General features: G+C 42.4%; 25 protein-coding genes, 2 tRNA genes and 1 rRNA gene. 17 read left to right on the forward strand and 11 right to left on the reverse strand.

The genetic code is table 11. The annotated features are described in order from the left end of the window. Positions 1 to 4: 4 nt before the first annotated feature. Positions 5 to 655, forward strand: a complete 651-nt coding sequence (locus NSQ17_RS02900) for a response regulator transcription factor (protein ID WP_017358441.1) — start codon at positions 5 to 7, stop codon at positions 653 to 655. Between the two features lie 59 nt (positions 656 to 714). Here NSQ17_RS02900 and NSQ17_RS02905 read toward each other — a convergent pair whose 3' ends face one another. Further along, a complete protein-coding gene (locus tag NSQ17_RS02905; protein WP_342467834.1) occupies positions 715 to 1131 on the reverse strand; it encodes a hypothetical protein in 417 nt (138 codons plus the stop codon). Then, positions 1128 to 1568, reverse strand: a complete 441-nt coding sequence (locus tag NSQ17_RS02910) for a LytTR family DNA-binding domain-containing protein (RefSeq protein ID WP_342467835.1) — start codon at positions 1566 to 1568, stop codon at positions 1128 to 1130. The genes NSQ17_RS02905 and NSQ17_RS02910 overlap by 4 nt, the downstream gene beginning before the upstream one ends. Positions 1569 to 1729: 161 nt before the next feature. On the opposite strand from NSQ17_RS02910, the gene NSQ17_RS02915 reads away from it, so the two are divergent. After that, positions 1730 to 2518 (forward strand): GNAT family N-acetyltransferase, encoded by a 789-nt coding sequence (locus NSQ17_RS02915; RefSeq protein WP_342468080.1) that lies wholly within the window; start codon positions 1730 to 1732, stop codon positions 2516 to 2518. Here the strand turns inward: NSQ17_RS02915 and NSQ17_RS02920 are convergent. Further along, positions 2510 to 2983 (reverse strand): GNAT family N-acetyltransferase, encoded by a 474-nt coding sequence (locus NSQ17_RS02920; protein WP_008346715.1) that lies wholly within the window; start codon positions 2981 to 2983, stop codon positions 2510 to 2512. The genes NSQ17_RS02915 and NSQ17_RS02920 overlap by 9 nt on opposite strands. A gap of 51 nt (positions 2984 to 3034) precedes the next feature. On the opposite strand from NSQ17_RS02920, the gene NSQ17_RS02925 reads away from it, so the two are divergent. Continuing rightward, positions 3035 to 3304, forward strand: a complete 270-nt coding sequence (locus NSQ17_RS02925; protein ID WP_100325770.1) for a YesK-like family protein — start codon at positions 3035 to 3037, stop codon at positions 3302 to 3304. Positions 3305 to 3316: 12 nt separating this feature from the next. On the opposite strand, the gene NSQ17_RS02930 is transcribed toward NSQ17_RS02925, so the two are convergent. The 3 genes from NSQ17_RS02930 to NSQ17_RS02940 all read right to left on the reverse strand — a co-directional run bounded on the left by NSQ17_RS02930 (position 3317) and on the right by NSQ17_RS02940 (position 4925). After that, positions 3317 to 3841 (reverse strand): GNAT family protein, encoded by a 525-nt coding sequence (locus NSQ17_RS02930; protein ID WP_024719169.1) that lies wholly within the window; start codon positions 3839 to 3841, stop codon positions 3317 to 3319. Next, on the reverse strand, positions 3838 to 4233 hold the full coding sequence (locus NSQ17_RS02935; protein ID WP_008346708.1) for a VOC family protein: 396 nt from the start codon (positions 4231 to 4233) through the stop codon (positions 3838 to 3840). The genes NSQ17_RS02930 and NSQ17_RS02935 overlap by 4 nt, the downstream gene beginning before the upstream one ends. A 68-nt stretch (positions 4234 to 4301) precedes the next feature. Further along, the gene (locus NSQ17_RS02940) at positions 4302 to 4925 is read right to left on the reverse strand and encodes a GNAT family N-acetyltransferase (RefSeq protein WP_135010023.1); all 624 of its coding nucleotides are present in this window, start codon (positions 4923 to 4925) and stop codon (positions 4302 to 4304) included. Positions 4926 to 5075: 150 nt separating this feature from the next. Between NSQ17_RS02940 and NSQ17_RS02945 the strand changes: the two genes are divergently transcribed. The 6 genes from NSQ17_RS02945 to NSQ17_RS02970 all read left to right on the forward strand — a co-directional run bounded on the left by NSQ17_RS02945 (position 5076) and on the right by NSQ17_RS02970 (position 9149). Then, positions 5076 to 5627, forward strand: a complete 552-nt coding sequence (locus tag NSQ17_RS02945; protein ID WP_144680353.1) for a TetR/AcrR family transcriptional regulator — start codon at positions 5076 to 5078, stop codon at positions 5625 to 5627. A 79-nt stretch (positions 5628 to 5706) separates the two neighbouring features. Further along, on the forward strand, positions 5707 to 6246 hold the full coding sequence (locus tag NSQ17_RS02950) for a dihydrofolate reductase family protein (RefSeq protein WP_024719166.1): 540 nt from the start codon (positions 5707 to 5709) through the stop codon (positions 6244 to 6246). Positions 6247 to 6354: 108 nt separating this feature from the next. Next, positions 6355 to 6828: a MarR family transcriptional regulator gene (locus NSQ17_RS02955; protein ID WP_135010021.1), complete on the forward strand. Its 474-nt coding sequence runs from the start codon at positions 6355 to 6357 to the stop codon at positions 6826 to 6828. Beyond that, positions 6812 to 7435 (forward strand): nitroreductase family protein, encoded by a 624-nt coding sequence (locus tag NSQ17_RS02960; protein ID WP_039170198.1) that lies wholly within the window; start codon positions 6812 to 6814, stop codon positions 7433 to 7435. Before NSQ17_RS02955 ends, NSQ17_RS02960 begins: the two co-directional genes overlap by 17 nt. A gap of 17 nt (positions 7436 to 7452) precedes the next feature. Continuing rightward, on the forward strand, positions 7453 to 8505 hold the full coding sequence (locus NSQ17_RS02965; RefSeq protein ID WP_268432502.1) for an LLM class flavin-dependent oxidoreductase: 1053 nt from the start codon (positions 7453 to 7455) through the stop codon (positions 8503 to 8505). Between the two features lie 350 nt (positions 8506 to 8855). Then, positions 8856 to 9149, forward strand: a complete 294-nt coding sequence (locus tag NSQ17_RS02970; protein ID WP_024719163.1) for a hypothetical protein — start codon at positions 8856 to 8858, stop codon at positions 9147 to 9149. Positions 9150 to 9194: 45 nt separating this feature from the next. Here the strand turns inward: NSQ17_RS02970 and NSQ17_RS02975 are convergent, their stop codons facing one another. Beyond that, complete coding sequence (locus NSQ17_RS02975) at positions 9195 to 9749, reverse strand: XRE family transcriptional regulator (RefSeq protein ID WP_058336358.1); 555 nt, start codon at positions 9747 to 9749, stop codon at positions 9195 to 9197. Positions 9750 to 9861: 112 nt separating this feature from the next. Between NSQ17_RS02975 and NSQ17_RS02980 the strand changes: the two genes are divergently transcribed. Next, positions 9862 to 10449: a LysE family transporter gene (locus NSQ17_RS02980; protein ID WP_039170191.1), complete on the forward strand. Its 588-nt coding sequence runs from the start codon at positions 9862 to 9864 to the stop codon at positions 10447 to 10449. A 4-nt stretch (positions 10450 to 10453) separates the two neighbouring features. Here the strand turns inward: NSQ17_RS02980 and NSQ17_RS02985 are convergent, their stop codons facing one another. Beyond that, the gene (locus tag NSQ17_RS02985) at positions 10454 to 11005 is read right to left on the reverse strand and encodes a GNAT family N-acetyltransferase (RefSeq protein ID WP_144668396.1); all 552 of its coding nucleotides are present in this window, start codon (positions 11003 to 11005) and stop codon (positions 10454 to 10456) included. Between the two features lie 126 nt (positions 11006 to 11131). Between NSQ17_RS02985 and NSQ17_RS02990 the strand changes: the two genes are divergently transcribed. Both NSQ17_RS02990 and NSQ17_RS02995 read left to right on the forward strand, forming a co-directional pair. After that, on the forward strand, positions 11132 to 11317 hold the full coding sequence (locus NSQ17_RS02990) for a CsbD family protein (protein WP_024719159.1): 186 nt from the start codon (positions 11132 to 11134) through the stop codon (positions 11315 to 11317). Positions 11318 to 11470: 153 nt separating this feature from the next. Continuing rightward, on the forward strand, positions 11471 to 12133 hold the full coding sequence (locus NSQ17_RS02995) for an O-methyltransferase (protein WP_045035200.1): 663 nt from the start codon (positions 11471 to 11473) through the stop codon (positions 12131 to 12133). A 36-nt stretch (positions 12134 to 12169) separates the two neighbouring features. Here the strand turns inward: NSQ17_RS02995 and NSQ17_RS03000 are convergent, their stop codons facing one another. Both NSQ17_RS03000 and NSQ17_RS03005 read right to left on the reverse strand, forming a co-directional pair. Further along, positions 12170 to 12490, reverse strand: a complete 321-nt coding sequence (locus NSQ17_RS03000) for an AzlD domain-containing protein (protein ID WP_058336356.1) — start codon at positions 12488 to 12490, stop codon at positions 12170 to 12172. Then, positions 12487 to 13212, reverse strand: a complete 726-nt coding sequence (locus NSQ17_RS03005; RefSeq protein ID WP_007496390.1) for an AzlC family ABC transporter permease — start codon at positions 13210 to 13212, stop codon at positions 12487 to 12489. The genes NSQ17_RS03000 and NSQ17_RS03005 overlap by 4 nt, the downstream gene beginning before the upstream one ends. Before the next feature lie 297 nt (positions 13213 to 13509). Between NSQ17_RS03005 and NSQ17_RS03010 the strand changes: the two genes are divergently transcribed. Together NSQ17_RS03010 and NSQ17_RS03015 are read left to right on the forward strand one after the other, a co-directional pair. Then, positions 13510 to 14385, forward strand: coding sequence for a DMT family transporter (locus NSQ17_RS03010; protein WP_342467836.1), 876 nt, complete (start codon positions 13510 to 13512; stop codon positions 14383 to 14385). A 79-nt stretch (positions 14386 to 14464) separates the two neighbouring features. Next, the gene (locus NSQ17_RS03015; protein ID WP_342467837.1) at positions 14465 to 15484 is read left to right on the forward strand and encodes a S66 peptidase family protein; all 1020 of its coding nucleotides are present in this window, start codon (positions 14465 to 14467) and stop codon (positions 15482 to 15484) included. Between the two features lie 38 nt (positions 15485 to 15522). Here the strand turns inward: NSQ17_RS03015 and gltP are convergent, their stop codons facing one another. Beyond that, positions 15523 to 16773: a glutamate-aspartate/proton symporter GltP gene (gene gltP, locus NSQ17_RS03020; RefSeq protein ID WP_024719154.1), complete on the reverse strand. Its 1251-nt coding sequence runs from the start codon at positions 16771 to 16773 to the stop codon at positions 15523 to 15525. 369 nt (positions 16774 to 17142) lie between these two features. Here gltP and NSQ17_RS03025 point away from each other — a divergent pair. The 3 genes from NSQ17_RS03025 (at position 17143) to NSQ17_RS03035 (ending at position 18993) form a co-directional block, all read left to right on the forward strand. Beyond that, positions 17143 to 17219 (forward strand) — tRNA-Arg (locus NSQ17_RS03025). A gap of 15 nt (positions 17220 to 17234) precedes the next feature. Next, positions 17235 to 17308, forward strand: a tRNA-Gly gene (locus tag NSQ17_RS03030). A 136-nt stretch (positions 17309 to 17444) separates the two neighbouring features. Beyond that, positions 17445 to 18993, forward strand: a 16S ribosomal RNA gene (locus NSQ17_RS03035). Positions 18994 to 19116: the final 123 nt, after the last annotated feature.

A 19116-nucleotide genomic window follows, 5' to 3' on the forward strand; every position in this document is an offset into this window, starting at 1 on the left:
AACAATGTCTTATCAAATTGTGATTGTCGATGATCATTTTGTTGTTAGAGAAGGATTAAAATTAATTCTTGAGACAGATCAACGATTTGATGTTGTTGGTGAAGCAGAAGATGGAGCAAAGGGTTTAGATATCTTGAAAGAGAAGGCTCCAGACCTTGTATTACTTGACCTCAACATGCCTAACATGAGTGGGCTTGAGATGTTAAAAGAGATGCAGTCTCTTCAATTAAAAGTACCGGTCCTGATTCTCACTACCTATAACGAAGAGAAATTAATGATTGAAGGGCTGCAACTTGGAGCAAAGGGCTATCTTTTAAAGGATGCCAGCAGAGAAAATTTATTTTATACAATTGAAGCAGCTATCAGAGGGGATATTCTTCTTCAAGCAAACGTCGCTGCTAAAGTATTTGAATCAACAGAGCATCAAGTGACTCCGACCCATTTGAAAAAAGAAATAAACATGCTGACTGAAAAAGAGATGCTTGTCTTGCAAGCAGTGGCTAGAGGATATCGAAGTAAGGAAATTGCATTTGATATGGGGATTTCCGAGAGAACTGTCAAAGCTCATTTAACAAATATTTATCAAAAGCTGGAGGTCACTTCAAGAGCGGAAGCAATTAAAGCAGCAGTGGAATTAGGGGTGATTCATTTTTAGAGAGAATGAGTTAGCAGCAGAATAATAGACAAGAGACCTTTCAAATAAGGTCTCTTTTTTTAAGGCTGCGGCTTCAGGTGATTCAGTGCCTGCGCCAGTTTTTGATTTTGTTGCTTTTTGTAAAACAGAAAGGCGATGATATGGCCTACTAATGTGAGAAAGGCTATACCGATAAAATAAGGCATGATCCATTCGAGCAGTGTAGTCGAATATAAAGCGACGGCTCCTACTTGAAACCCTAAATTGACGACAGTGGAGATGAGAATGTTGATGGGTGCTGGAAAGGTAAAGTAGTTCCATAGTAAAGGATACATGACCCCAAAGACGATGCCTGCCAGAATACCGATGGCAATGATGTGCCACACGTAATGAAAAGGGATAGAGGATGACCATTGAGTGATTGACAGGATGAGTGTCAGCCATACGATAGAGACAAAAGCTGTTTGTATAAATTGATGTTTTAGTTCCTTGATCATTTGAATCGCTCCTTTATATATTTGGCGTAATGACGACTGACGGTGTAGCTGTTTTTCGAGATGGTTTCGACCTCTAAGCGAGCGTACGTACCAGCGACAAAGCTGTCGACTTGCGCTAAATTGAGAATGACTGCATTGTTGATACGATAGAAATGTTCACGCTCTAACGACTTCAGATCCTTCAGCCGTTTACTGAGAAAATACGTCGTACCCTGAGTCGTGATCACCTTTGACAGATGTCCAAGCGCAGAGATCGCTTCAATTTGTTCTAATGGTAAAAGAGACTGCCGATCATTTTTTGGATCTTTGACCGTTAGAGATGTACTAGTCTCCAGTATTGATGCCATCTTTTGTAAACGTTCTTGATTATGTGGATGGCTGATGACGTCTACTTCCGTCACATCCTTTTCTTGATTCCAGATCAAACGAAATTTCATCCATAAACCTCCTCTCACAATGAGCATAGCAATAGATGAAAGCGAATGCGATTGAATGTTGCTTTGATGCAGAAGAATTCTTTTTGTTGCAAAGATTCACCGTGTGTCTGCGGCTTTCCTTTATAATGAAAAGATACTCGTTCGTGAATGGAGGAATGATGTTGTATCTTGTAGATCAACAAAGGACAGGAGCGGTAAAAGAGGAAATTCGGCAGATTGATCCTGCCTATCCAGTGTTCGTAGATGCGATACTCGATGGCGTGATACAAGGAGATTTATATGTGGATCACCGAGATCACCCGTGTGTCTATTTTGCAGGGACGACAACCGGCATTTATTATGTCGCAGGCAAGACAGAAGCAGCACTCTCATTATGTTCAACGTTCATTGTGGATGTTTATAAAAAGCAGAAAAGAGAGAACAGACGGTTCACTTTGTTTTCAGCAAATCCAGCATCAGATGAGATGATGAAAAAATGCTTCGGTTCCCAACTGAATGAAATGCAAAGACATGCGTATTCTTATGATTTGACCTCTCCTGATCTGATTGTGCCTGATCAAGACGAAATGATCAAACGCACGAATGAACAAGTCATTGCCGCAAGCAAAGTATTCCCATCCAGCTATTATGAAGCATATTGGGGAGGAGTAGATCACTTTTTATCTAATGGCGTCGGAGTTGCCATCTTAAATGGTGAAGATGTGGTCAGTGAATGTATCTCTATTTTTTTAAGTGAAAAACGTGTGGAAATCGATATTTGGACAGATGAAGCCTGCCGTGGAAAAGGGTTGGCTTTGTTAGCAGCTCAGCAAATGATCAGCATCTGTGTTGAAAAAGGGAAGACACCGCATTGGGATTGCGATGTCCATCATGCAACCTCGGCAAAATTGGCAGAGAAGCTAGGTTTTCAGTGGACAAAGACGTATCGCTTATTTTATGCCTCACGCTGAAAAGGTTTTGAGATACCAAGCATCCATGGCAGAATGCTCTGAGCCTTCAATCGGTGCAGGAAGAAGAGAGAAGTCATACCGTTGATAAAGACCAGTAGCAGCTGTTAATTCACTGCGGGTTTCTAAATAACAAGCATCGTAGTATGTAGCAGCATATTGCAGGGCCGTATCCATCAGTTTCTTGCCCGCACCTTTGCCTTGTGCTTTTGGGCTTAAATAAAGCTTTTGCAGCTCACAAATGCCATCTGTGAAAGGGGCAATGCCAACGCCACCAACAATTTCACCATGTTCTTCGGCAATCCAATAGGCTGCATGAGTCAATGATTGATAGTATTCGAAAAGCTGATCAAGGTGTGGGTCTGTGTAGGCTGTACCTTCAATCGCAAGATTCGCTGATTCTAATGACTGGCGGATAATGGCCGCGATAAAAGGATTGTCCTGCTTTTGAATCGGTCTAATATTCATTGGAAAAACCTCCGTTGTCATAGGATAAAAAAGAAAAGGAGTTGATGCGATATGTTCTGGCTACAAACCACTATTTTTACTGTCATTGTACTCTGTCTCTCGTGGTGGGCAGGAAAAAGACGCAGGCATCGCCATGCCGGGCTGATTGTTCCGATATGTATCACTTTGTTTGGATTGCTCTTATTGATCGGGAGTTTCTTCATTGGCAGATGGGAAGGGATGGCGCTCAGCATATCAAGCGTCTCTATCGTTCTCTCTTCTATCATTTGTTTGATCATCGTTACAGGGGTTCATTTGTTTAAAAAAGATGACCCATCGTAGGCTGGGACATCTTTATGATTTGATTCTATCGTATTCCTCACGAAGGATGCCCATCATGATGACATCCGAATAAGCACCGTTGAAATAGAGCGCTTGACGTCTTTTTCCTTCATATTGAAATCCGGCTTTCTCATAGCTTCGAAAGGCTCGTGGGTTATGGGAAAAAACTTCAAGCTCAAGCCGATTGAGTTCTAACGTCTCAAAGGCAAATGTTTGAACCATCCGAACAGCCTCAGTACCATACCCTTTGTGAAAATGCTCTGGACCATGCAGCGCAATGCGGAAACTTGCCGTATGGTTTATCGGATCAATATCCACAATCGCCGCATCCCCGATCATTTCTTTCGTGTCTAGCAGACAAATAGCAAAGTCTCGTCTACTGTCATCCAGCAGAAAACGGGTATAGGCTGAACGAATTTCTTCTAGTGTGAACGTTTTGCGTGTGCCAGTCATATAAAGTGTTTCTGCATGCTGGCATCCCCTATGAATACCAGGATAATCTTTTTCTTCAATCGGTCTCAAAAATAATCGAGTCATGATGGATCAGCCTCCTCTATATATCGGGAGATTTCAATTAAGTTCATATCAGGATCACGGATATAAATGGATTCAATCGGACCTAATGCACCAGAACGTCTGACCGGGCCTTCTTCAATTGGAACAACCTGCTTTCGAAGATGAAGCAATAAACTGTCTATATCTAAATCGGTGATAAAACACAAGTCAGCAGATCCAGGCTGGGGATGAGCAGCTTTTGGTTCAAATTCATGACCCGCTTCATGAAGGTTAATCTTTTGTAAGCCAAAACGAAGGGCTTTACGGCCTTCTCCAAAAGTTTCTTCCTTCATTCCTAATACGTTTGTATAAAAGCGAATGGTTTCCTCCATATGTTGTACAGTCAACACGATATGATCAAGTCGTCGTATCATCAGTCTCTCCTCCAAGTATGATCATTGTTTGAACTGCTTCTATTATATCATCCCTTGAAGAAGATACCTTATTTGATCACGGTTTTATAACTCCAACTTTCTAGGGACATGTTTTCTCCGTGCAGTACTCTCTCATCAAACTCCGTCCACCCATTTTTTCGATAGAAATGACGATTGGCCTCGTTGTGTGTAATCAGTGTGAACAGTCCGCCGCCTTGCCGGGCGATAAAGGGGAAAAGACATTGCTTTAACATACGGCTTCCAAGTTTTTTTCCTTGTTGGTCTTTTGCAACGACAAGTGCTTCTAAATACCAGTAAGGTTTCTTTAAGGAAGAACACGCTTTTTTTGCCTCCTTTAACATACGGAACACATGCTGAATCGCCGATATGCCGCCAGTAAAGAGCAGCTTTAACCCACCAGATAACACATAATCCATGAGTCCTGGTTCAGGAAGACGGGGATGTTTTAACAGGGCGGCAGACACAATTTTCTCGTTCTCAACCCCGACCAAACAGATTTGATGCTGAAAATATACCCTTGTATTGATCAAATGCAGCTGACGGGCGAAAGCAGCACGCTTGGTAACCTTTTCGCATAATAAATCAAAAAATGAATAGTTCTGAAATGAATCATCTAACAACGCTGCCACTTGAGGCAGTTCATCCTCTCTAGCAAGTCTGAATTGAAACATATGATGGCCTCCTTTTTTTTGAACAGATATAGATTATTGAACATGTGTTCATTATAATGAGAGGAAAATAAACCGAACATCGGCAATGAATGATCTCTTGTTCATAAATAGACAGGTATAGCCAGATTGTTCAAAAATGGAGGGTGTTTGATGAAGGACAGACGAACAATCAAAACCAAAAAGGCGATACGGGAAAGCTTTCTTGAGCTTTTAAAGGAAAAAGATGTTCAGCAAATTACAGTATCAGAGCTATCTAGAAGAGCGGATTTAGGAAGAGGGACTTTTTATTTGCACTACCAAGATGTATTTGATTTGCATGAACGGCTTGAGAAGGAACTATTCGATCAGCTTGGCGGACTATACGATGAATCGTTTCCAAGCCAGGACCCGCTTGATATGCTGTCCTTTTTAAACAAAACAACTGAGTATTTAAAAGAAAAACAATTCATGATGACGTTGTTTGTCAAACCGAATAGCCCAACGACGAATCAATTCAAATCGTTTTTTAAAGAAAAAATCATGAAAGAGTGGCAGCTTGATCAGCGTCAAATTACGGAGCATGAACAGATTGTGGCCTCATTTGTTGTGTCTGGTGTTGTTGGTGTACTGGAGGAATGGATTCATGAAGGGATGACAGTCGAAGCGGGGCAGCTTGCACACATCTTGTACAAGCTTCTTATGAAGGTAGAACAGGAATCGTAAGAAACGAATTAATCATATACTCTTTTTCTTTTCTGTCTGTTAAGATAAGAATGTATGTTCTTAATTGAAGTGGGGAGTGGTGAGATTGAAAAGGAAATTACTATTTTATGGGGCAATGAGCATTGATGGATATTTAGCAAGGGATGATCACCGTTTAGATTGGCTCATAGGAACAGAGGGCGAAGAGGATACGAGATATGAGGAATTTTATGCTTCAGTTGATACGCTGATCATGGGACGGAACACATATGAACAGGTTCTAAAGCTCTCACCTGATGGGTTTCCTTATGAAGACAAGACATGTTATATCGTTTCTCGCACTTTACAAGACAGTCATACAGGAACCCGTATCATTCGTGAAGATGTTCTCTCATTTATCCACAACTTAAAAAATGAAAAAGGGCAGCATATCTGGATAGTAGGAGGCGGGGAACTGCTTCAAGCATTATTAAAAGAAAAATTAGTCGATGAGCTGTATCTCCAAATCGCACCTGTCATGATTGGAAAAGGAATCCCTCTTTTCCCTCCAACTGAACAGGAATCTAGATTTTCATTACAACAAGTGAATCAATACAAACAAATTGCTGAAATGCATTTTGTGTTAAAAGAAGACCACTAAATCAAAGGGGTCTTTTTTTAATCAAACAAACACGTTGACAAGAAAATATCCTAGTGTTAGGATAAATTTATCCTAGTTTTAGGATTTATTGAAAAAGGAGTAGTTGCCATGGTGAAGCAAGATCAGGAATTAGACTTAAGGCTTTTCCGAGTGTGGATGAAAGCCTACCATGCCCTTTTTGCAAACATCCAAAAAGACATTGAACGTTATGATATCGGATTTGAAAACTTTCAAATTCTTGAATTACTGTATAGTAAGGGACCGCATCCCGTTCAAAAAATTAGTGAGATTCTATCCATTCCAAGTGGGAGCATCACCTATGTGGTCAACAAATTAGAAAAGCAAGAATTAGTCAAAAGACAATGTGCACCTTCTGATAAACGTGTATTCCATGTATTACTGACAGATAAAGGGAAGCAGCTATTTGACGATATTTTTCCAAAACATACAGATGTCATTTCACAAAATCTGTCCTTTATCGAAACAGAGGAAAAAGAGCAGCTCATTGAATGGTTGAAAAAAATCGGTTTAGGTGCAAAACAACTTCACGAAAAGGGGAAACAAGATGACGCACAGCTTTGATACATTGGTACGTGAAAGACGATCAGCATCAAATTTTTTGCCAAATATCTCGATTTCGAGAGAAGAGCTTAATAGTATCTTTGAAGAAGTGAAGCTGGCACCTTCAGCCTTTAATTTACAGCATACGCAATATGTCGTCGTCCAATCAGAAGCGCTTAAAGAGCAAGTAAGAGATGCTGCATTTGGACAATATAAGGTGCATTCCGCTTCAGCAGCGATCATTGTGCTCGGCGATCCGAAAGCTTATGAGCAAGCAGGAAACATTTATGAAGGCCTAAAAATGCTCGGCATCTTAAATGCGCAACAATATGAGGAAATGGTCAGAGAGACGATGAGTTTTTATGTGCAGAGAGGATCAGACTTTCAGAAAGAAGAGGCGATTCGCAATGCTTCATTATCTGCCATGCTATTTATGCTTGCCGCCAAAAACAAGGGATGGGATACTTGCCCGATGATCGGCTTTGACCCCGAAGCAATGAAAAAGGTGTTAAACATCGAATCAGATTTGGTTCCTGTATTAATGATCACGCTCGGAAAAGAAAAAGTAGAAAGCAGACAAGCGAGAGGCTACCGCAAGCCGGTCTCTGAATTTGTGACATATTTATAAGATAGGGGGTTCCATTCATGGAACTAGGAATTAGTACATTTGTAGAAACAACACCTGATTTTCAAACAGGAAAAACAGTCAGCCACGCACAGCGTATTCGTGAAGTAGTAGAAGAAATTATTTTAGCAGATCAAGTGGGTCTGGACGTTTTTGGTGTAGGAGAGCATCATCGTGAAGATTTTGCCGCATCAAATCCAGCAGTCGTATTAGCAGCTGCGGCAACGCAAACAAAGAATATTCGTCTGACAAGTGCCGTAACTGTTCTTTCATCGGCAGATCCTGTTCGTGTGTTTCAAGATTTTGCGACATTAGATGGCCTTTCTAACGGGCGTGCAGAGATCATGGCTGGCCGTGGATCATTTATTGAATCGTTCCCGCTTTTTGGCTATGACTTAGATGATTATGAAGAATTATTTGAAGAAAAACTAGATTTACTGTTGAAATTACAGCAGTCAGAGCGTGTGACGTGGAGCGGTAAGCACCGTCCAGCCATTCAGGATGTCGGCGTATATCCAAGACCTGTTCAAGATCCGCTTCCCATCTGGATTGGCAGTGGAGGAAACAGAGAATCTGTCGTACGTGCTGGATTATTAGGATTACCACTTGTCCTTGCCATTATTGGCGGCAGCCCTAGACAGTTCGCACCGCTAGTGCAGCTCTACAAGCAAGCTGCGATTCACGCTGGACATGATCCTGAGAAATTAACGGTGGCATCCCATTCACATGGATTTGTTGCGGAGGAAACAGAATTGGCAGCAGATCAATTCTTCCCTTCTACACAGCATGTCATGAATACATTAGCAAGAGAACGAGGCTGGGGACCTTATACCCGTTCTACATTCGATGCAGCAAGAACATTAGAAGGTGCATTGTATGTAGGAGATCCAGATGCCGTGGCAGAGAAAGTGATACATCTGCGAAAAAATGTAGGCATTACGCGCTTCATGTTGCACGTACCGGTCGGTTCGATGCCGCATGATCAAGTGATGAAAGCTATTGAGTTATTTGGAAAAGAAGTGGCTCCTAAAGTAAGAGAAGAGGTTGCCCGCTGGGAAGCAGAGCAAGCATAACAAAAAAGTCGATCAAGTGAATAGGCTTGATCGACTTTTTCTTATGCTTAAGGATCAATAACACATGGTTTCACTGTAGGGCATGAAGCAGCAGAAGCAAATGGTGTGGCCGTCAAGGTGAAGAGGAAAACAAGTTGAAAACAGATAAGCCATTTTTTCATGAAATCACCTCCGTTATCAATTGTTTCACTAGAACGAGGTGAGGATAAAAGCATAGAAGTATGTAACACCCTCTATCCAGCATAAGACAATCATATCATAATTTTCAAAAAAATGAAAAAATAACTTACGAAAGTTCTAAATTATGGTATGGTTAATATGTTCAACAAAAAAAGGGAGGGATTTTTTGTATGAAAAAGGTCATAACTTCTGTTTTGGTTGGAGCAATTGTTTTAACGGGTGCGGGTGTCACCGCTGTCCCGGTAGAAGCGAAGGGGAAAGTAAGCAGTGAAGTAACGGTACAAGCAAGTCGAACCGTCTCGGAAACGAGAACATATACGACGTCAAACATCCCATCAAGTATTACATATGCAAAGGATGGATGGGTCGGTATTCTCTATCAATCGTCAATTGAAGAGTTAGGTTTAGGAAAATATAGAGTTACCTTTACTGGAACGGTTGTACGCGATCCAGGATTTAATTAAATGTAAAATGTAAAGCTGACAGGTGGACAAGCCTGTCAGCTTTTTTTAATGGGGATAATAAAGAATCATTTGCAGCCTGACCATCTGTTCTCCTGATTGTTTATACTCATGGGCACGGTCAGCTTTAAACCGAATCGAGTCGCCAGCTTGTAATGTGTATTGCTCATCACCGATCGATAAATCAAGTGCTCCCTCAAATACGGTAATCAATTCCTCTGTACCGCCGATATGTTCTTCCGCACTTAACGACCCATGAGGATCAATTTCTACCTGATAGACTTCAAATTTTCTCAGGTCATCAAATGGGAACGTCGTATATACCCGATACTTTCCCTCATCCTCGGTTAAAACTTGTCCTTCTTCTTTTCGCACGATCTTAATTTCAGGTTGCGGTGCGTATATGAGTTCACTAAAAGACACCTTCAACCCATTGGCGATTTTCCACAGAGTGGTGATGGTCGGTGTGGATTCTCCTCTTTCGATTTGCCCAATCATCGTTTTACTCACACTTGTTACCTCAGCCATCTTTTCTAGGCTTAATTTCTTTTGCTCTCTTAGCAGTTTGACATTTCTAGCAATAATTGATTGTACATCCTCCATCAAAAAACTCCTTTCTTTTATTTACTTTATAACGACCGAATAGTACAATGAAACGTAATATACGCAATAAAGACTTTTGAGTCTAAATAACGTATGAAAAGGAGGTAACGATTTGATTGTTTCCATGTTGATTTATGCTTTTGTTACCAGTTTCACCCCTGGGCCGAATAATATCATGGCGATGGTCTTTACGAATAAATATGGGGTCAAGCAAACATTTCGATTTTGTTTAGGGGTTGGGATCGGATTTTTGGTCATTTTGTGTTTGAGTGGTTTCTTTAATCTCATTCTTTATCAAGTCATGCCGAAAATCGGCTGGGTCATGGCTTTCATAGGAGCCGGTTACATGATCTATTTGGCTGTTAAAATCATGAAAAGTAAAGGCGGAGATGACGAAACATTAGACCGCTATAATCATTTTATCCCGGGAATGCTGCTGCAATTTATTAATCCGAAAGCCATTTTGTATGGGTTAACCGTCATTTCCACTTTTGTTCTGCCGTATGGACAGTCCAATATGCAATACATGTTGTTGACGCTGATTCTTGCCATCATTGGTTTTTTAGGCACATTTAGCTGGAGTTTATTTGGCTCTGTATTCAAGCGTTTTTTGACTCTTTATCAGCGGCCGTTCCAGTTCGTCATGGGGCTGCTGCTTATGTATAGTGCGATTTCGATGATCTGGAGTTATGTCATGTAAGCGGTCAGGAGACTGGCCGCTGCCTGCCCATCACAACCGTATCATAATACATGCCGTCCGCCAGCCGTTTATCTTTTTTTAACAAGCCTTCAATCTCAAAGCCATAGTGTTCATATAAACGAATGGCTTTTTGATTGGTTTCCATTACTTGAAGTGACATCTTTTGAATGCCTTGCTGATCTGCCCAGTCGATCGATGTAGCTAAAAGTTCTTTCCCGATGTGATAGCCCCAAGCGGCCTTCTGTACGGCGACGCCAAACGTTACTTTGTGAGCAGAGCGCTTAAGAGAATGTCCTTCGCATCTTGAAAAACCGACAATGTCTCCTTCAATATCTGCAACTAAAAAGAGATGACGGCATTCCTTGGAATCCTCTTGAATCAACGCCTCGAACCCTTTCTCATCAATAAAAGCTTCACCCGGTTCACGATCTAAATATTCGGTTTCACCATCGATTTTCAGTCTGAGAGTTGATAACTGTTTGGCATCTGCTAATGCAGCAGAGCGAATACGATAGGTCACACCACGTACAGTGAACATACTTTCAGAAATGATCATTGAACAGACCACCAACCTTTCATTCCATTATGTCTATCATACCTGAAACGCGCACACAGCACACTCAGATGTTTTGTCATGTGCAAAAAGGATAAATAAACAGTATCAAACGTGGAGGTGGAACAAATGAGTGAACAAAATGGACATATGGATAAAGCGAAAGGAAAAACAAATCAAGTCAAAGGTCAAGTGAAAGAAAAACTTGGCGAAGCGACAGATCGTGAAAACCTGAAAGCAGAAGGAAAGAAAGATCAAGTAAAAGGAAAGCTTCAAGATAAAAAAGGTGACGTGAAAAATAAGCTGAATCAGTAGTTTGCGCATACTTGCAGGTACTCGCCCCATGTATCCATCATCACATTCCTTTCATCAATAAAATCAATAGGTGTGTGAAAAGAATTGATTATAAATTCTTGCTTCCGTCATGTAGACTTTAAATAGAAGACATGAACAAGGGAGATGGATGAAATGGAGCAAGTATGGGGGAAAGTTGACGAGTATATCAAAGACAAATTGATGGCCAAAGATGACGTATTGGAGCAAACTCTTATCAAGAATAAGCAAGCCGGGTTACCAGAAATAGATGTGTCGCCGGCCCAAGGAAAACTGCTTTATTTGTTAGCAAAAACCAAGGGTGCAAAGCGCATTTTAGAAATCGGTACACTTGGCGGTTATAGTACCATTTGGCTTGCCCGTGCACTTGAAGCGGATGGAGAACTCATGACATTAGAGGCTGTCAGTCATCATGCAGAAACCGCACAGCAAAACATAGACAGAGCAGGCCTAGCAGAACGTGTCACCATTTTACAAGGAAAAGCGTTAGATACTTTATCTCAGTTAAAAGAACAGGATACGCTCCCGTTCGATTTGATTTTCATTGATGCAGACAAACCAAACAACCCGCAATATTTGAAGTGGGCGTTACATTTCTCAAAAAAGGGAACAGTCATTATTGCAGACAATGTGGTCAGAAATGGGGCAGTTCTCCATGCCTCTGATCAAGATGAGCGAGTGAAGGGAACGCGTGAATTTTTCGATTTACTCAAACAAGAGTCGAGAATTGAAGCAACCGCTATTCAAACTGTTGGCGAAAAAGGCTATGACGGCTTTATATACGGTATCGTAAAATGACAAAAAGCTTAACCGCATCCGGTTAAGCTTTTTCTATTAGAAAAACCATCTAGCTGTGCCCATCAGCATGACGCCTACTAGAACGGTGAGGGACAAGCTTTTTGTCCAAATAGCGATTAACACAGTTGGAACCAAGACAGCAAGGTACATCCAGTGAATGGTGACGCCTTCTGTAGTATGTATGAAAAGATGTTCTGCAATCAAAGCGGTAAATATACAAATAGGAATAAACGATAACCATTTGAGCACCACTTCTGGCATCTGGATACTCCTTACAAATAAAAATGGAACGACTCTTGGGATGATAGTCACAATCATACAGCCAAGAATGAGCCATAACATAAAACTACTAATCATTTATCTGTCACCACCCCAATAGTGGCAACAAGCACAGTTGCCAACAAAACAGCCACGTGTGAAGGAACAAAATGAAGCAGCACAAACATCGCAACAAACATATATAAAACAAGTGACAAGCGATGGGTTAGCTTATTTTTTGGCACCGTCTGTAAAGAAAGAATGAGCAGCGCAGCAAACATCGCGGATAGGGCAAAATCAAGACCAAGCGCCTCTGGATTTGAAATCCAGTGTCCGAATATTCCGCCAAGTGTACATGCAGCAATCCAGCATAAATAAGCTGTAATATTCAGTCCATGCATCCATCTGTTATTCAATTTTCCTTGCTGTGCTAATTTATTCATCGCTACGCCAAAGGATTCATCAGTAAGCAGAAGACCAAACCCGATGTTCTGCTTTACAGAGTAGCGTGTAAAATGGGGGGCAAGCGTAAGGCTGAGTAACAAATGCCGTAAATTGACAATGAACGTGGTGAAAATAATAGCGGAAAGGGGGCTTCCTGTCACAAGTAATGCACAGATGATAAACTGTGAAGCGCCAGCATAAATAAAGATAGAGAGCAGCGCGATTTCCCATATACTTAACTGCGAACTAATGCCAACAATTCCAAAGGCAAACCCAATGCTCATATAACCAAGCAAGGTTGGCACACAATCTTTTATTCCCTCAAGAAACGGTTCGTTTCCGGCAGTGGGAATGTGTTTCCTAGCTTCAACATCCAAAGACCTCTACTCCTTTTCTGTGTAAACATCAATTGTTTTACTTACTATAAGAAAACGAATTCATCATGTCAATCCTATTGAACTTCTATTATATGAAGAAACATGGGTGATAAAAAAGGATTGAAGTGAACCAGATTTTGTTATAAAGTAATCAGAAAATAAAAACAATTGGGGTGACTGATATGCAATGGAAGCCTTTATTTGAACATGATGTACCAAATCACCTCCGTCCATAACGGAGAGTGATCTCCGTTTATGGATATCGCAGTGAATATATCCAGTAACGGAGGGGAAAAAATGAATGAAAAATATATAGGAGCCCTTTACTTAGCGTTAGCTGCTAGTATTTGGGGCGGTATGTATGTAGTGGTCAAAGTAACAGTTGCGGTGGTCCCGCCACTTGAGCTCGTCTGGATGAGATATGCAATAGCTGGAGTCGTTCTTGTGTTCACGATTTGGCGTTTGGGCTACTCTTTTCGGTTAGATAAACAGGATATCCCGCTGATTGTGGCGATTGGATTGATTGGCAACTTTCTCTCGATCGTGACCCAAGAAATTGGCACAATGTATACGTCTGCACAAATGGGTGCCGTCATCACATCGGCCACACCTGCTTTTATGGTGCTTTTCGCTTTCTTTCTATTAAAAGAATCATTCACAGTGAGAAAGTGTGTCTCCATTCTGCTTGCTACAGTAGGTGTACTGATGATGATTGGGCCTGTCGCTGTTCAAACGGATGAGTTTGTTGGCGGTCTTTCACTGGTTATTGCTGCATTAACATGGGCGCTCATGTCTGTTCTTTTGAAACGAGTTCCAGGAAAGTATCCTCAAGTAGTGACGACAACATATGCGATCATTGTGGCCTTTATCGTGTTAACACCACCTGTCTTGTTTCGTTTGCCTCATCTTGATGTGCAGCAAATGGCAAGACCGGAAATATGGGGCGGCATTCTGTATCTAGGTATCATCTCAACGGCCCTTGCTTTCTTTTTGTGGAATAGAGGGCTTCAACTGATGGACGCTTCAAGCGGTGGTCTTTTTTTCTTCTTTCAACCAATCGTTGGCACGGTCCTTGGATGGATGCTTCTAGGTGAAGAGATGGGCTTACGTTCGTTTGTTGGGATTTTGTGTATTTTCGCAGGTGTATATACTGTCCTGCGTCAGAGAGAGTAAGACGAGATTCCCCTTGGAGAAGGGGAATTTTCTTTACAAAGAATAGATGAGAGACTCATAGAAGGTGGAGGTGAGCAGGATGATCCAGTATCCGCATTTGAAAAAGGGACAAACAATTGGTGTGACAGCACCATCCTCAGGTGTACAACCCTCTTTGCATGAGATGTTTCAACTGTCTTGCGATCGGATGAAAAAAAGAGGCTATGAAGTTATATGTGGAGAGACAGTATGGCAGCAGGAAAAAGCGAAATCAGCCCCTGCAATCAAACGAGCTAATGAGTTACAGCGGATGATGACTTGTCATGAGATTGACCACATCATCCCGCCATGGGGCGGACAGCTGCTTATTGAAGTGTTAGAGCATCTTGATTTCTCAGTGATGCAAAAAAAGTGGATTCTTGGTTACTCTGATACAAGTCTCCTTCTATTAGCTTTGACATTAAACACAGGCATTGCGACAGCGCATGGACCGAACCTTGTGGATCTTCAGGGGGAAGAGCTTGATCAGGTGACGGCTATGTGGGAACAAATACTTTCCACTCCAGAGAAAAAGGACGTTACTCAATTTTCTTCTGATATGTATCAAAAGGAATGGCAGCATGACCATCCAAGCATTCATGTCTTTCATTTAACCGAGCCAACCGCATGGCGTACTGTTGATCACTTAGAGACGACAATGAAGGGAAGACTGATGGGTGGCTGTATTGATGTGATCCGGCATTTAGCTGGCACGCCTTTTGGAGATGTCAAAGCTTTTCAAGAAACATACCTGAAAGGTGAACCCATTCTATGGTATTTTGAAAACTGTGAATTAAATGCTGCGAGCATGAAGAGGTCTCTTGTTCAATTAAAACTAGCAGGCTGGTTTGATCATTGCTCTGGCATCATGTTTGGCAGGAGTGCAGTGGACACTCCTGTGGAAGGATATGAATATACGGATCTATATGAAGAATTGCATAAGGAATTACACATACCGATTGTTTACGATATTGATTGTGGACACGTACCGCCTCAAATGACCCTCATTAATGGAGCATATGCGGAGGTGCAGTTGCAACAAGAAGGTAAAGCCGTGCTGAAGCAGACATTTTTGCCATAAAAAAAGGAAAGGGCGACCCCTTTCCTTCATAAAAAACATTACATTCCTTTTGTTTCTTCACCTGCTTTTGGAACTTCCCATGCAGACTCTCGGAATACTTTTTCCCATTTAGAAACGACAATACAGGCAACCGCATGTCCAGGAACATTCACGCCTGTTCGAGCCATATCCATAATTCGGTCAACCCCGGCGATAATAGCGACACCTTCTGCTGGCAGACCTACTGCATGAGCTGTTGCCAAAAGAACAACAAGTGAGCCAGACGGGACAGCTGCAATGCCTTTACTTGTTAAAACAAGGACAAGCATCATGAGGAGCTGCTGTGATAAACTCATATCGACACCAAACGCTTGTGCAAGAAACACACAGGAAACCGATAAATATAAACTTGAACCATCGCAATTAAGGGAAAGACCTGACGGGATGACGAAGGAAACGATTCTTTTTGGACAGCCGTATTTCTCCATCCGTGACATGAGCTGTGGAAGAACAGTTTCTGTACTTGTAGTAGAGAAGGCAACCAAAAACAAATCCCAAATCATTTTCAACACTTCGAAGTAGTTAAAACGGAAGATCAGTGCGACAAGAGGGAACAAAACAAATAGAATAATAAACAATCCTAAGAAGACAGTGCCAACAAGTTTCATCATAGGAATGAGTAAAACAATGCCGTATTGTCCAACAGAAGCTGCCATTAATGCTAAAACTCCAATAGGAGCTGTCACCATGACCATTTGTGTGAGCTTAAACATAATTTGTGCTACTGATTCAAAGAAGGTAAGGACAGGAGCGGAAGCTTTCCCAATGCCGCTTGCGGCTACACCGAATAAAATAGCGAAGAAAATCACTGCTAGTAAATCATTCTGAGCCATGACATCGATGATATTGGTTGGAATGATGTCTAAAACCATCTGTTTAAAATCGACGACCTTTTGAGTATAACCATCGAGTTCCCCAATATCTTTCTTAGCTAATTGAGAGAAATCGAGTCCAACGCCTGGCTTTAACACGTTGGCCAATAAAAGCCCAATTCCAAGAACGATGGTCGTAATGACTTCAAACCAAATGATTGTCTTTAATCCGAGACTGCCCATTTTCTTCATTCCACCGCTGCCAGCTGCGCCGATGACAATCGTAGAGAAAACAATAGGGACTACAATCATTTTAATCAATCGGATAAAGCCATCCCCAATGGGCCGCAGTGCCATTCCGAAATCAGGGAAGAAGTGGCCGATAAGAGCTCCTATCACCAAAGCGATCATGATTTGAAAAGCGACAAACTTTTTCATCATCTCCTACCTCCTTTAAATGCATGGAAAATATTAAGAATTTTCCAATAAATAAAAATTCTAGGTGACCATGTTTTGTCCTCCTTTGGATTTAGAAAGATTTTATTTAAGAATCATTAGAATTATGAAGAAAGAAATGAAAATAGGGCGATTGAAACTCTATTTATCTAACAAAAGAGCACTTCTTAAAAAACATTAAACTTTTTTAGAAAAATGTATTGACCCTTTTGTATGATCCATGGTATATTTTTATTCGTCGCTGATGACGCATCTGAAACACTGATGCTCAGACAGATACGACAAACAAACTTTAAAAAGATGTTGACTTAATAAAAACGATATGTTAAGATAATTAAGTCGCCTGATTAAGCGCCCGTAGCTCAATTGGATAGAGCGTTTGACTACGGATCAAAAGGTTAGGGGTTCGACTCCTCTCGGGCGCGCCAATAACATTTAACCACGCGGGTGTAGTTTAGTGGTAAAACCTCAGCCTTCCAAGCTGATGTCGTGAGTTCGATTCTCATCACCCGCTCCATTTTTAAAAAAATGATCTTTGAAAACTAAACAAGACAAAACGTACCTGTTAATTCGAGTTTTTATAAAAAAATCCTATGATACATCATAGGTAGTCAGTCAAACGCTGACGAAAAACAAAACTTCGGTTTTGTACTTTTTCGGAGAGTTTGATCCTGGCTCAGGACGAACGCTGGCGGCGTGCCTAATACATGCAAGTCGAGCGGACAGAAGGGAGCTTGCTCCCGGATGTTAGCGGCGGACGGGTGAGTAACACGTGGGTAACCTGCCTGTAAGACTGGGATAACTCCGGGAAACCGGAGCTAATACCGGATAGTTCCTTGAACCGCATGGTTCAAGGATGAAAGACGGTTTCGGCTGTCACTTACAGATGGACCCGCGGCGCATTAGCTAGTTGGTGAGGTAACGGCTCACCAAGGCGACGATGCGTAGCCGACCTGAGAGGGTGATCGGCCACACTGGGACTGAGACACGGCCCAGACTCCTACGGGAGGCAGCAGTAGGGAATCTTCCGCAATGGACGAAAGTCTGACGGAGCAACGCCGCGTGAGTGATGAAGGTTTTCGGATCGTAAAGCTCTGTTGTTAGGGAAGAACAAGTGCAAGAGTAACTGCTTGCACCTTGACGGTACCTAACCAGAAAGCCACGGCTAACTACGTGCCAGCAGCCGCGGTAATACGTAGGTGGCAAGCGTTGTCCGGAATTATTGGGCGTAAAGGGCTCGCAGGCGGTTTCTTAAGTCTGATGTGAAAGCCCCCGGCTCAACCGGGGAGGGTCATTGGAAACTGGGAAACTTGAGTGCAGAAGAGGAGAGTGGAATTCCACGTGTAGCGGTGAAATGCGTAGAGATGTGGAGGAACACCAGTGGCGAAGGCGACTCTCTGGTCTGTAACTGACGCTGAGGAGCGAAAGCGTGGGGAGCGAACAGGATTAGATACCCTGGTAGTCCACGCCGTAAACGATGAGTGCTAAGTGTTAGGGGGTTTCCGCCCCTTAGTGCTGCAGCTAACGCATTAAGCACTCCGCCTGGGGAGTACGGTCGCAAGACTGAAACTCAAAGGAATTGACGGGGGCCCGCACAAGCGGTGGAGCATGTGGTTTAATTCGAAGCAACGCGAAGAACCTTACCAGGTCTTGACATCCTCTGACAACCCTAGAGATAGGGCTTTCCCTTCGGGGACAGAGTGACAGGTGGTGCATGGTTGTCGTCAGCTCGTGTCGTGAGATGTTGGGTTAAGTCCCGCAACGAGCGCAACCCTTGATCTTAGTTGCCAGCATTCAGTTGGGCACTCTAAGGTGACTGCCGGTGACAAACCGGAGGAAGGTGGGGATGACGTCAAATCATCATGCCCCTTATGACCTGGGCTACACACGTGCTACAATGGACAGAACAAAGGGCTGCGAGACCGCAAGGTTTAGCCAATCCCACAAATCTGTTCTCAGTTCGGATCGCAGTCTGCAACTCGACTGCGTGAAGCTGGAATCGCTAGTAATCGCGGATCAGCATGCCGCGGTGAATACGTTCCCGGGCCTTGTACACACCGCCCGTCACACCACGAGAGTTTGCAACACCCGAAGTCGGTGAGGTAACCTTTATGGAGCCAGCCGCCGAAGGTGGGGCAGATGATTGGGGTGAAGTCGTAACAAGGTAGCCGTATCGGAAGGTGCGGCTGGATCACCTCCTTTCTAAGGATATATGGAGCAGCGTACGTTTTTCGTCTTGTTTAGTTTTGAAGGATCATTCCTTCAAAACATGTCTCTAGCGAGACAGGATTGTTCTTTGAAAACTAGATAACAATAAGTAATACA

The sequence above is a fragment of the Bacillus sp. FSL W8-0629 genome, assembly GCF_038593225.1.
Lineage (GTDB): Bacteria > Bacillota > Bacilli > Bacillales > Bacillaceae > Bacillus > Bacillus altitudinis.